This window comes from Mycobacterium gordonae (genome assembly GCF_002101675.1).
Classification (GTDB): domain Bacteria; phylum Actinomycetota; class Actinomycetes; order Mycobacteriales; family Mycobacteriaceae; genus Mycobacterium; species Mycobacterium gordonae.
Window position 1 is genome coordinate 12,012 of the sequence record NZ_LQOY01000151.1, and the last position, 12,710, is coordinate 24,721.

Consider the following 12,710-nt stretch of genomic DNA (forward strand, 5'->3'; position numbering starts at 1 on the left):
CGTAAGCTGTGTGTTCGTGAGCATTCCAAACGTGCTGGCCAACCGGTACGCAAGCGGTGAGATGGTCGCGATCTGGTCACCCGAGGCCAAGGTGGTTGCGGAGCGGCGGCTATGGCTGGCCGTGCTGCGGGCCCAGACCCAGCTGGGTGTGGACGTCCCCGCCGGGGCGATCGACGACTACCAGCGCGTCCTCGACAACGTCGATCTGGCCTCGATCGCCGCGCGGGAGCGGGTGCTACGCCACGACGTCAAGGCCCGCATCGAGGAGTTCAACGCACTCGCCGGCCACGAGCATGTGCACAAGGGCATGACCAGCCGCGACCTGACCGAGAACGTGGAGCAGCTGCAGATCCGCCAGTCGCTGGAACTGGTGTTCAACCATGGCGTTGCGGTGGTGGCCCGCCTTGCCGAGCGGGCCGTGGCCTACCGCGACCTGGTGATGGCCGGGCGCAGCCACAACGTCGCCGCCCAGGCCACCACCCTGGGCAAGCGGTTCGCCTCGGCCGCGCAGGAGACGCTGATCGCGCTGACCCGGCTGCGGGAGCTGATCGACCGCTACCCGCTGCGCGGCATCAAGGGCCCGATGGGCACCGCACAGGACATGCTTGACCTGCTCGACGGTGACGCGGTCAAACTCGCCGCCCTAGAGCAGCAGGTGGCCGAATTCCTGGGATTTGCAACGGTATTGCGCAGTGTCGGACAGGTGTATCCGCGTTCGCTGGACCATGACGTGCTGTCCGCGCTGGTGCAGCTGGGTGCGGGACCGTCGTCGCTGGCGCACACCATCCGGCTGATGGCCGGACACGAACTGGTCACCGAAGGGTTCGCCGAAGGTCAGGTCGGCTCGTCGGCGATGCCGCACAAGATGAACACGCGCAGCTGCGAACGGGTCAACGGACTCCAGGTGGTGCTGCGCGGCTACGCGTCGATGGCCGCCGAGCTGGCCGGCGCGCAGTGGAACGAGGGCGACGTTTTCTGCTCCGTCGTGCGCCGAGTGGCCTTGCCGGACAGCTTCTTTGCCATCGACGGACAGATCGAGACGTTCCTGACGGTGCTCGACGAGTTCGGTGCGTACCCGGCGGTGATCCAGCGCGAGCTAGACCGGTATCTGCCGTTCCTGGCCACCACCAAGGTTCTGATCGCCGCCGTGCGTGCCGGGATGGGCCGCGAAGCCGCGCACCATGTGATCCGCGAACACGCGGTGGCCACGGCGCTGGCCATGCGGGAACGCGGCGCCGAGCCCGACCTGTTGGACCGGTTGGCCGACGACGACCGGCTCCCGCTGGATAGGGCGGCACTCGATGCCGCGCTGGCCAACAAGGCGGCCTTTGTCGGTGCGGCCGGTGACCAGGTCGACGAGGTGGCCACCCTGGTGGACGAGCTCGTGAGTCGCTACCCGGAGGCGGCCAAGTACACGCCGGGGGCGATCCTGTGACCACCGCGGTAACGGGCATCGACTTCACCGACCTGGACAACTTCGCCAACGGTTTCCCGCACGAGTTGTTCGCCGTGCACCGCCGGGAGGCGCCGGTGTTCTGGCACGAACCCACCGACAACACCCCCGACGGCGAAGGGTTCTGGTCGGTGGCCACCTACCCGGAAACCCTTGAGGTACTCCGGGATCCGGTGACGTACTCGTCTGTCACCGGCGGCTCCCGTCCGTTCGGCGGCACATTGTTGCAGGATCTGGCGATCGCGGGCCAGGTGCTCAACATGATGGACGATCCCCGGCACTCGCAGATCCGGCGGCTGGTCAGCTCCGGCCTCACGCCGCGCATGATCCGCCGGGTCGAGGACGACCTACGGGCACGGGCGCGCCGGCTGGTGGACGAAGTGGTGCCCGGCCAGCCGTTCGATTTCCTGGTCGACATCGCCGCCGAGGTGCCGATGCAGATGATCTGCATCCTGTTGGGAGTGCCTGAATCCGAACGGCATTGGCTGTTCGAGGCGATCGAGCCGCAGTTCGACTTCGGCGGATCGCGCAAGGCTGCACTGTCGCAGCTGTCGATCGAAGAGGCCGGCTCGCGAATGTACACCTATGGTCAGGAGCTGATCGCCGCCAAGCGTGCGCAGCCGACCGACGACATGCTGTCGGTGGTTGCCAACGCCCTGGTCGACGACGGGGACTCCCAGGCGTTGTCCGACCTCGAGGTGTACCTGTTCTTCAGTCTGTTGTTCAGCGCCGGGGCGGAGACGACCCGTAACGCGGTCGCGGGCGGGCTACTGGCGCTGGCCGAGCACCCGGACCAACTACGGGCGCTGCGGAGCGATTTCGAGTTGCTGCCGACGACGGTGGAGGAGATCATCCGATGGACATCGCCGTCGCCGTCCAAGCGGCGCACCGCCACCCGCGATGTCACCCTCGGCGGACACCGGATCCAGGCGGGCCAGAAGGTGCAGATCTGGGAAGGCTCGGCCAACCGCGACGACACCGTCTTCCAGCGCGCCGCCCAGTTCGACATCACCCGTAAACCCAATCCGCACCTGGGATTCGGTCAGGGGGTGCACTACTGTCTGGGCGCCAACCTGGCCCGGCTGGAGCTGCGAGTGCTCTACGAGGAACTGTTGTCGCGGTTCGACGCCGTCCGGTTGGTGGAACCTCCGGAATGGACGCGCAGCAACCGGCACACCGGCATCCGCCATCTGGTCGTGGAACTGGACGCCAGCCGGCCCTGAACGCCGTGTCGCTGCGGCGTAACAATGTCAGGGCATCCGCAACCGGATTCCGGCCGCCCTCAGTTCCAGCGCGGCCAACCCCCGGATCACCATCGGATCCTCGTGGCGCCAGCCGCCTACCGGGTCGGCACTGACCGCCGCAAGCTTGGCCGGCGACCGGTTGGCCAGCGCCCGCATGGCCAGCAGTTGCTGCCCTGCCGCGGTGGCGGCCAGCGCGGTCACCACCCACTTGCGCCGGAAGAACCGCCAGCGCAGGAACAGCCACGGCACGGTCACCGCCAGAATCGGCGGCGACGCCACCGCCAGCGCCAGGACCCAGGCCAGCCAGCTCGCTGTCGTGTCCAGGTTGTGGCCCGCGCCCGCCACGTCCAGAGCCGCCTGGCTGGCGGCGTCCAGCGGCTTGCCGAGCGCATCGCCGAGCAGTGGAACGCTGTGCGCTCCCTGTCCTGCCGAGGCGAGGTTGCCGGCCAGGCCTTTCGAACCGCTCTCCACTTGCCTCCCGGCCTCGGCGATCGTCGCGATCGCGTCGTGCACCGCCATGCCGACGAACACCCAGATCACCGTCCACAACGAAATGGTGATATCGCTGATCAGTTGACCGAACAGGCGAAGGGGGCGGGTGGAGTACGGCAGGAACCTCGTCATGCCTCCGATACCAGCACAGCTCGCACCGAAATGGTGCCGGCTCGCCCGATAGGCTGACCCGATGCGACCCCCTTTGTCCGATTACCAGCATGTGGCCAGCGGCAAGGTTCGCGAGATCTACCGCGTCGACGACCACCACCTGTTGTTGGTCGCCACCGACCGGATCTCCGCGTACGACTTCATTCTGGACAGCGCCATTCCCGACAAGGGCCGCATCCTGACGGCGATGAGCGTGTTCTTCTTCGGCCTCGTGGACGCCCCCAACCACCTGGCCGGCCCACCCGACGACCCGCGCATCCCCGAGGAAGTGCTCGGTCGGGCGTTGCTGGTGCACCGGCTGGAGATGCTCGAGGTGGAGTGCGTTGCCCGCGGTTATCTGACCGGCTCGGGGCTGCTCGACTACCAGGCGACCGGAAAGGTGTGCGGTATCGCCCTGCCACCGGGCCTTGTCGAGGCCAGCAAGTTCGCCGAACCGCTGTTCACCCCCGCCACGAAAGCGGAACTGGGCAGCCACGACGAGAACATCTCGTTCGACCGGGTGGTTGAACTGGTGGGCGCCGTGGCGGCCAACCAACTGCGCGACCGAACCCTGCAGATCTACGTGCAGGCGGCCGACCATGCATTGACCAAGGGAATCATCATCGCGGACACCAAGTTTGAATTCGGCACCGACCGCGACGGCAACCTGGTACTGGCCGACGAAATCTTCACGCCCGACTCGTCGCGCTACTGGCCCGCCGACGAATACCGGCCGGGCGTGGTGCAGAACAGCTTCGACAAGCAGTTCGTTCGGAACTGGCTCACCAGCAGCGAGTCCGGCTGGGACCGCCACGGTACCGAACCACCCCCACCGCTGCCCCAGGACATCGTCGAGGCGACCCGGGGCCGCTATATCGAAGCCTACGAACGGATTTCGGGGCTCCGTTTCAACGACTGGATCGGCGCATGACCGACGCGCTGGTACCGCCCGCAGCTAAGCGGGTGGAGACGCGCCGCGAATTCCACGGCGATGTGTTCATCGACCCGTATGAGTGGTTGCGCGACAAGGACAGCCCCGAGGTCATCGGCTACCTCGAGGCCGAGAACGAGTACGCCGATCGGAGCACCGCCCACTTGGAGTCGTTGCGCCAGCAGATCTTCGACGAGATCAAGTCCCGAACCAAGGAAACCGACCTGTCGGTGCCGACCCGGCGCGGCGACTGGTGGTATTACGCCCGTACCTTTGAAGGGAAGCAGTACGGCGTCCATTGCCGTTGCCCGGTCACCGATCCCGGCGATTGGAACCCGCCACAGTTCGACGAGCACACCGAGATCCCCGGTGAACAGGTCCTGCTCGACGAGAACATCGAAGCCGACGGACACGACTTCTTCGCCCTCGGGGCAGCCAGCGTCAGCCTGGACGCCAACCTCTTGGCCTACTCCGTCGACGTCAAAGGCGACGAACGGTACACGCTGCGGTTCAAGGACTTACGCACCGGCGAGCGCTACCCCGACGAGATCACCGACATCGGCGCGGGGGCCACCTGGGCGGCCGACAACCGCACCGTCTACTACAGCACAGTGGACGAGGCATGGCGACCGGACACGGTGTGGCGCTACCGACTAGCATCCGGGGGACCGTCGGAGCGGGTGTATCACGAACCCGACGAACGATTCTGGCTCGGCGTGGGCCGCACGCGCAGCAACACCTACATCGTGATCGCGGCCGGATCGTCGGTCACCTCGGAGGTGCGCTACGCGGACGCGGCCGATCCCGAGGCCGAGTTCACCGTCGTGCTGCCGCGCCGCGAAGGCGTCGAGTATTCGGTGGAGCATGCGACGGTGGGGGGCGAGGACCGGTTCCTGATCCTGCACAACGACGGCGCGGTGAACTTCACCCTGACGGAGGCGCCCGTTGCCCACCCCACGCGACAGCGCACCCTCATCCCGCACCGCGACGACGTCCGACTCGACGCCGTCGACGCCTTCGCCGACCATCTGGTGGTCAGCTACCGGCGGGCGGCACTGCCACGAATCCAGCTGTGGCCGTTCGGTTCCGACGGCGGTTACGGGGAGCCGCAGGAGATCTCCTTCGACTCCGAGCTGATGTCGGCGGGGCTGGGGGCCAACCCGAACTGGAGGTCGCCCAAGCTGCGGGTCGGCGCCGGATCCTTCGTCACGCCGGTGCGGATCTACGATCTCGACCTGGCCACCGGGGAACGCACCTTACTCAAGGAGCAGCCGGTGCTGGGCGGCTACCGCCGTGAGGACTACGTGGAGCGCCGCGACTGGGCGCAAGCGCCGGATGGCGCGCGGGTGCCGATTTCCATCGTGTATAAGGCCGGCATCGAATTCCCAGCTCCAGCACTCGTTTACGGTTACGGCGCCTATGAGATCTGTGAAGATCCGCGATTCTCCATCGCGCGGCTGTCGTTGCTCGACCGTGGCATGGTGTTCGTCATCGCCCACGTCCGCGGCGGCGGCGAGATGGGCCGGTTGTGGTACGAGCACGGCAAGCTACTGGAGAAGAAGAACACCTTCACCGACTTCATCGCTGTGGCACAGCATCTCGTGGACACCGGGCTGACCACCCCGCGGCAACTGGTGGCGCTGGGGGGCAGCGCGGGGGGGCTACTGATGGGCGCGGTGGCCAACATGGCGCCGGAGCTCTTCGCCGGGATCCTGGCGCAGGTGCCGTTCGTGGACCCGTTGACCACCATCTTGGATCCCTCGTTGCCGCTGACGGTGACGGAATGGGACGAATGGGGAAACCCGCTGGCCGACAGCGACGTCTATGCGTACATGAAGTCGTATTCACCGTATGAGAACGTGCAGACCAAGCGGTATCCGGCGATCTTGGCGATGACGTCGCTGAATGACACCCGGGTCTACTATGTCGAGCCGGCCAAGTGGGTGGCCGCGTTGCGGCACGCCACCAACGGTTCGCAGGGCAGCCCGGTGCTGTTGAAGACCCAGATGAAAGCCGGGCACGGCGGAATCAGCGGACGCTATGAACGGTGGAAGGAAACCGCTTTCCAGTACGCGTGGCTGCTGGCCACCGCCCAGCACGGCTAGGCGGCGGGTTTCTTGGGCAGGAACGACGCCGGAATCAGCGTGACCGCCACCAGTGCTACAGCGATGAGCATGACCACTGTGTAGGCATGGGAAAGGTCGTGCAGCAGGCCGGTAGCGAAGTCGGGTTGCAGTGTTCGCTGGGGTACCCCGGAGGGGTCTACCGGCACCCCGCGTCGCGCGGCGTTCTCTTGGCGGCGCACGAATTCGTTTGCCGCCGAGATGTTCTGACTGCGGTTGAACTGGCTGGTCAGCACCATCGACATCAACGCGGTCCCGATCGAGCCGCCCACCTGGAAGTTGACGCTGATCAGCGTGGAACCGCGGGCGATCTCGTGTGGTGCCAGCGCCTGCACGGACGCCCCCGAGAGCGGCATCATGGTGCAGCCCATGCCCATGCCCAGAATGCCCAGGCCCAACAACAAGACAGGTGAGTAGTCGGCCTGCCGCGCGACACCGACGGTGAAAACCGCTAACCCGACCGTGATGAGGGAGATGCCGAGTAGAACGCTTCTGCCGGGGCCCTTGCGGTCCATGAAGATGCCGGCCCACGGCATCGTCAGCATGGCGCCCAGCCCCTGGGGAATCAGGTGGAGACCGGACTGCATGGGCGTTTGACCCAGCACTTGCTGCAGGTAACTCGGGATCAGCAGCAGGGACCCGAAAAAAGCGATGGAGAAGATCAATGCCGTGACATTGGCGTGGGTGACCGCCGGGATGCGGAACAGGCGCAGATCGATCAGCGGGTGATCCGCCCGGTGCAGCGCGTGCACAACGAAGGCTGTGATCAGTGCCAGGCCAATGATCGCCGGTACCAACACATGACGATCGGCCAGCGTGCCCCGGCCGGGGATAGATGACACCCCGAACAGAAACATGGCAAGCCCGGGTGAGAGCAGCAGCACGCCAACAGCGTCGAACGTCTCCGATGGCGCCGGTTGGTCTCGGGGAAAAATGAACTTGGCTAGCAGGAAAGCGCATAACCCGATCGGGAGATTGATCAGGAAGATCCACGGCCAGCTGAAGGCGTTGATCAGCCAGCCGCCGAGGATTGGTCCGCCGATCGGGCCGAGCAGCATCGGGATGCCCAGCACGGACATCAGACGGCCAAGTCGCTTCGGGCCGGCAACGTGCGTCAGAATCGTGAACCCCAAAGGCATCAGCATGCCACCGCACATGCCCTGCACCGCCCTGAAGACGTTCAGCAGCAGGATGGTCGGCGCTATCGCGCACAGCAACGAGCCGAGCATGAAGGCCACCACCGAACCCATCCACAGCCGTTTGGTGCCGAAACGGTCGGCCGCCCAGCCGGCCAACGGGATCACCGTGGCCAGGGCCAGCGTGTAGCCGGTCATCGTCCACCCGACGACGGTCTGCGTCGACTCGAACTGCACGATGAACGTGCGCTGCGCGACACTGACGACGGTAGTGTCCACCGACAGCATCACCGAAGCCAGGATGCACACCCCGGCGACGCGGAGGGTGGCCGCGTCGAGCCTCTCGGGATAGTCGCCGGGTATCGACTTTCCCGTCGCGGTGGTGGGCAGCACGGCGTCGGCCGGTGTGGATGGCGCCTTTTCCATGGCGTTGCTGAGCATATCTAACGAATTGTCACGGTCACCCCCTGGGGAGTCCCGTTCGACCTGATCACAGGGCTGATATACGTCTGCCGTCAGTGTGTCCTTCACCGTCTCGACACTTGTGCTCGGCAAACTACAAACATGTCTGGAAAATTGATCGTCTCGATTTCGGGAATCGGCGAGCAAACGCTGACCGACGTCGCCGACTTTTGTGCGCAGCTGGACGCGCGTTCCGTTCCGGTGTCACTGCTCGCGGCACCACGTCTGGCCAATGACTATCGACTCGACCGCGACCCACACACCGTGGATTGGCTGACTGACCGGCGCGCCCGCGGCGATGCCCTGGTATTGCACGGCTATGACGAAGCTGCCACCAAGAAGCGGCGCGGTGAGTTCGCGACGCTGCACGCGCACGAAGCAGGCCTGCGCATCAAGGCCGCCGACCGGGTGCTCGAGCATCTCGGCTTGCGTACCCGGCTCTTCGCGGCGCCGGGCTGGCTGGTCTCCCCGGGAGTCGTCAAGGCGCTGCCGAGCAATGGTTTTCGTTTCGTCGCCGACGCCTACGGCATGACCGACCTGGTTCGCGATCACACGGTGCGGGCGCGGGTATTGGGTATCGGGGAAGGGTTCCTGGCCGAACCCTGGTGGTGCCGGATGGTGGTGCTGTCCGCCGACCGGATCGCCCGGCGCGGCGGCGTGGTTAGGATCGCCGTCGCCGCCCGTCACCTGCGCAAGCCCGGCCCGCGGCAAGCGATGCTGGATGCCATCGACCTGGCACTGCTGCAGGACTGCACGCCCACGGTGTACAGCTGGCGAACCGGTAAAGCGGTGCTGGACGCCGCCTGACGCTCAGCGGGTCGCATCCCGCGTCGGGCGCTACCCTGTTTCGACATGAGCGATGCGGGTTCGGTTTCTGGCGTGTTCACAGCCGATGCGATCATCGTCGGAGCCGGACTTGCCGGGCTGGTAGCGGCCTGCGAACTGGTGGACCGGGGCCTGCGCGTTCTCATCCTGGACCAGGAGAACAGCGCCAACCTCGGGGGCCAGGCCTACTGGTCGTTCGGCGGCCTGTTCTTCGTCAACAGCCCCGAGCAGCGCCGACTCGGGATTCGGGACAGTCACGAACTCGCGCTGCAGGATTGGCTCGGCACCGCGGCCTTCGATCGCCCCGAAGACTACTGGCCGGAGCAGTGGGCGCACGCCTACGTCGACTTCGCGGCCGGAGAGAAGCGCAGCTGGCTGCGGGCGCGCGGTCTGAAGATCTTTCCGGTGGTCGGGTGGGCCGAGCGTGGTGGCTATGACGCTCAGGGACACGGCAATTCGGTGCCGCGCTTCCACATCACCTGGGGAACAGGGCCCGCGCTGGTAGAAATCTTCGCGCGGCAACTGCGTAACCGGCCCAATGTGCGTTTCGCGCACCGCCATCAGGTCGACAGGCTGATCGTCGAAGGCGACGCGGTGACCGGCGTCCGGGGCACCGTTCTGGAACCCTCCGACGATCCACGTGGGGTGGCATCGTCACGAAAATCAGTGGGTAAGTTTGAATTCCGGGCCTCGGCGGTGGTGGTGACCAGCGGCGGCATCGGTGGCAACCACGACCTGGTGCGCAAGAACTGGCCCCGGCGAATGGGCCGGGCCCCCCGGAATCTGCTCAGCGGCGTGCCGGCGCACGTCGACGGCAGGATGATCGGCATCGCCCAGAAGGCCGGCGCGCGGGTGATCAATCCCGACCGCATGTGGCATTACACCGAGGGCATCACCAACTACGACCCGATCTGGCCGCAGCACGGCATCCGCATCATCCCGGGTCCGTCGTCACTGTGGCTCGATGGTGCGGGAAATCGGTTGCCGGTGCCCCTGTTTCCCGGCTTCGATACGTTGGGCACCTTGGAGTACATCGCCGCAAGCGGTTACGACTACACGTGGTTTGTGTTGAACGCGAAAATCATTGAGAAAGAGTTCGCGCTGTCGGGTCAGGAACAGAATCCCGATCTGACGGGGCAGAGCGTGCGCCGGATGCTGCGCGCGCGGGCCCGGTCGGGACCGCCGGGCCCGGTGCAGGCCTTCATCGACAAGGGTGTGGACTTCGTCACCGCCGATTCACTGCCGGATCTGGTGGAGGCGATGAACGGGCTGCCCGACGTGTTCCCGTTGGACTACGAGACGGTGGAGGCCGCGGTCACCTCGCGCGATCGCGAGGTGGCCAACAAGTTCACCAAAGACGGTCAAGTCACCGCGATTCGGGCTGCCCGCGGCTACCTCGGCGATCGGCTGGGGCGCGTGGTGGCGCCGCACCGGCTGGTCGACCCCAAGGCCGGCCCGCTGATTGCGGTCAAGTTGCATATCCTGACGCGAAAGACGTTGGGCGGCATCGAAACCGATTTGGATTCACGGGTGCTGAAATCCGACGGCACGCCGATCACCGGGCTGTACGCCGCGGGCGAGGCGGCCGGCTTCGGCGGCGGGGGAGTACATGGCTACCGGGCGCTGGAGGGAACTTTCCTCGGCGGCTGCATCTTCTCCGGCCGCGCCGCGGGCCGCGGCGTCGCCGACGACGTCACCTGACTTGGCGAGCAGACACAAAAGCACCCGGGAGCGAGCGCTCCGAGGTGCTTTTGTGTCTGCTCGCCGTCAGAAGGTGACGGCGCTCTCCTCCGGCAAGACCTGAAAGTCGGTCGTGGTCATTTCGGTGAGCCGGCCGTAGTAGATACCCCGCGCCTCGGGCGCCACTACACCCTGGTGGATCGGCACCGCCCGTTGCGGCGCTACCGCCCGCAGGTAGTCGACGGCCTCCGAGATCTTCATCCACGGGGCGGCGGCCGGAGTGGCCAGCACATCCACCGGCTCCTCCGGGACAAACAACGCGTCACCGGGATGCATCAGCCGGGCGCGGTGCTCGCCATCGCCAACCAGAAACGAAATGTTCTCTATCACCGGGATTTCCGGATGAATGACGGCATGTCTGCCGCCCACCGCCCGGATGTGCAGCGCTCCGACCGCGAGTTCGTCGCCGACGTGCACCGCCCGGCACGGCTCGCCGAGTTGCTCGGTGGTCTGCGCATCGGCGTACAGCGCCGCGTCCGGGTTGCCCTCGAGCAGTGCCGGCAACCGCGAGACATCGACGTGGTCGGGATGCTGGTGGGTGATCAGAATCGCCGACAGGCCGGTGATTCCCTCGAAGCCGTGCGCGAAACTGCCGGGATCGAAAAGGATCTTGGTCTGACCGAACTCGGCAAGTAAGCAGGAATGTCCGAAATGCGTCAGTTGCATGTCTACGATTGTGCCTTGATGGGGGCCGTGCAGCTGAGAGTGTTTCTGGCGACCATGATGGTGGCCGGTAGCTTCGCGATCGCGCTTGTCGCCGCCACCCCTGCATACGCCGAACCCGAAACCTGCCCTCCGGTGTGCGATCTAATTCCGGGCACCGCCTGGATCGACCGGCGGTCGATCCCACTGCACCCGGTGTACGACTGGCCGGCCCCGGCCGTTATCGACACCGCGGTAACGGGCAGGGGGATACCGCAGTTCAAGTTCGAGCAGGTCTGTAACACTGTTGCGTCACCACAGGACAGCCGCAATTCCGCGGTAGCCGCACGCGCCACGGTGGCCCGCCCGGAAGGTCAGTGGCAGTTGCACGCCCAGATCGTGCACTGGCGTGGCGACACCGCCCGCGGCGGCGCACTCGCCGCGTCGGTGTTCGGCACCGCCGTCGCCGCGCTGCGCGGATGCCAGCTCGGCGCGCAGGAGCAGTCGCCGTCCATCACCGACGACGAAGCGACCCGGATGGCCGCCGTGATCGGCGGACCCGTCATCATGCACACCTACCTGATCGCCCACGTCGCAAGCAGCACGATCAGCGAGCTCACACTATGGGCGGCTGGAACCCCGGAGGTGCCCTGGCCGGTGCTCAACGACGCCGCCGTACTCGACGCCCTGACCGCCCCGCTGTGCGAGGCCTACATCGCCTCCTGCGCTTAGCTGAGATTATCTGCGACACAATGAAACTCGATGTTCTCTACAGTGCGGCCAACCACCCCTGGCCGCAGCTTCGTGACCACGTGATGCGGGCGGAAGCCGAAGGGTACGGCCGGGCGTGGGTTTTCGACCACCTTTCGGGAGCGATGTTGTCGGGCACCCGAATGCTGGAGTGCTTCACCCTGGCCGGTGCGCTTGCGGCTGCGACCTCCACCATTGGCATCGGCACCCTGGTGGTCAACGCCGCTAACCGGCCCGCCGGCGTCGCGGTCGCGGCGGCCGCCTCGGTGCAGGAGATCAGCGGCGGGCGTTTCGTGTTCGGCCTCGGCGCCGGGTCCGCGCCGGGCACCCGGTGGGCCCGTGAACACGAATTGCTCGACATTCCGCTGCATGGCTCGATACAGCGGCGGCACCAGCACCTGATCGACGTCATCGACCTATGTGACATCCAGTGGGACCCGGGTCGGGTGGAGCGCTGGGCCGGTTTCCCGTTGCCGTCGCCTCGTCCGCCGATTTTGCTCGGGGTGAACAGCGTGAGCCTGGCCACGATTGCCGGGGCGCGATGCGACGCCATGAACGTCGCGCTCGACCATCCGCGTATTGAGGAGTTCATCGCGGCTGCCCGCGCCGCCCGCGCATCCTCTGACCTGGCCGGACGTCCCTTTGAGGTCAATGCGTGGACCGCGCTGAGCGACGCCGCACTGGACCCGGATGGGGACGCGCAACGCCGCGTCACCGAGCTGGGCGGCGACGGCCTGGTTCTGGTCGCCTGAGCGTCGTGGG

11 protein-coding genes are annotated in these 12,710 nt (G+C 66.3%); 8 read left to right on the top strand and 3 right to left on the bottom strand.

Features of this window, described 5'->3' with window-relative positions; translation table 11 throughout:
- Positions 1-16 precede the first annotated feature (16 nt).
- Together purB and AWC08_RS20795 are read left to right on the top strand one after the other, a co-directional pair.
- Positions 17-1,435 (top strand): adenylosuccinate lyase, encoded by a 1,419-nt coding sequence (gene purB / locus AWC08_RS20790; RefSeq protein ID WP_069433815.1) that lies wholly within the window; start codon positions 17-19, stop codon positions 1,433-1,435.
- Positions 1,432-2,676 carry a cytochrome P450 gene (locus tag AWC08_RS20795; RefSeq protein WP_069433807.1) on the top strand — a complete coding sequence of 415 codons (1,245 nt, stop codon included), beginning with the start codon at positions 1,432-1,434 and terminating at the stop codon, positions 2,674-2,676. The genes purB and AWC08_RS20795 overlap by 4 nt, the downstream gene beginning before the upstream one ends.
- A gap of 27 nt (positions 2,677-2,703) precedes the next feature.
- Here the strand turns inward: AWC08_RS20795 and AWC08_RS20800 are convergent, their stop codons facing one another.
- Entirely contained in the window at positions 2,704-3,321 is a 618-nt protein-coding gene (locus tag AWC08_RS20800) for a hypothetical protein (protein WP_069433806.1), read from the bottom strand.
- Between the two features lie 61 nt (positions 3,322-3,382).
- Here AWC08_RS20800 and AWC08_RS20805 point away from each other — a divergent pair, with 61 nt between their 5' ends.
- Both AWC08_RS20805 and AWC08_RS20810 read left to right on the top strand, forming a co-directional pair.
- On the top strand, positions 3,383-4,270 hold the full coding sequence (locus AWC08_RS20805) for a phosphoribosylaminoimidazolesuccinocarboxamide synthase (RefSeq protein ID WP_069433805.1): 888 nt from the start codon (positions 3,383-3,385) through the stop codon (positions 4,268-4,270).
- Entirely contained in the window at positions 4,267-6,375 is a 2,109-nt protein-coding gene (locus AWC08_RS20810; protein WP_069433804.1) for a S9 family peptidase, read from the top strand. The genes AWC08_RS20805 and AWC08_RS20810 overlap by 4 nt, the downstream gene beginning before the upstream one ends.
- On the opposite strand, the gene AWC08_RS20815 is transcribed toward AWC08_RS20810, so the two are convergent.
- The gene (locus AWC08_RS20815) at positions 6,372-7,970 is read right to left on the bottom strand and encodes a DHA2 family efflux MFS transporter permease subunit (protein ID WP_069433803.1); all 1,599 of its coding nucleotides are present in this window, start codon (positions 7,968-7,970) and stop codon (positions 6,372-6,374) included. The two genes, AWC08_RS20810 and AWC08_RS20815, sit on opposite strands and share 4 nt — an antisense overlap.
- A 123-nt stretch (positions 7,971-8,093) precedes the next feature.
- Here AWC08_RS20815 and AWC08_RS20820 point away from each other — a divergent pair, with 123 nt between their 5' ends.
- Positions 8,094-8,798, top strand: a complete 705-nt coding sequence (locus AWC08_RS20820; RefSeq protein ID WP_069433802.1) for a DUF2334 domain-containing protein — start codon at positions 8,094-8,096, stop codon at positions 8,796-8,798.
- A gap of 45 nt (positions 8,799-8,843) precedes the next feature.
- Positions 8,844-10,517 (top strand): FAD-binding dehydrogenase, encoded by a 1,674-nt coding sequence (locus AWC08_RS20825; RefSeq protein WP_069433801.1) that lies wholly within the window; start codon positions 8,844-8,846, stop codon positions 10,515-10,517.
- A 66-nt stretch (positions 10,518-10,583) separates the two neighbouring features.
- Here AWC08_RS20825 and AWC08_RS20830 read toward each other — a convergent pair whose 3' ends face one another.
- Positions 10,584-11,222, bottom strand: a complete 639-nt coding sequence (locus tag AWC08_RS20830; protein WP_069433800.1) for an MBL fold metallo-hydrolase — start codon at positions 11,220-11,222, stop codon at positions 10,584-10,586.
- Here AWC08_RS20830 and AWC08_RS20835 point away from each other — a divergent pair.
- Complete coding sequence (locus AWC08_RS20835; protein ID WP_174900786.1) at positions 11,199-11,930, top strand: ATPase; 732 nt, start codon at positions 11,199-11,201, stop codon at positions 11,928-11,930. The two genes, AWC08_RS20830 and AWC08_RS20835, sit on opposite strands and share 24 nt — an antisense overlap.
- A gap of 20 nt (positions 11,931-11,950) precedes the next feature.
- Positions 11,951-12,700: an LLM class flavin-dependent oxidoreductase gene (locus AWC08_RS20840; RefSeq protein WP_065136083.1), complete on the top strand. Its 750-nt coding sequence runs from the start codon at positions 11,951-11,953 to the stop codon at positions 12,698-12,700.
- Positions 12,701-12,710 lie beyond the last annotated feature (10 nt).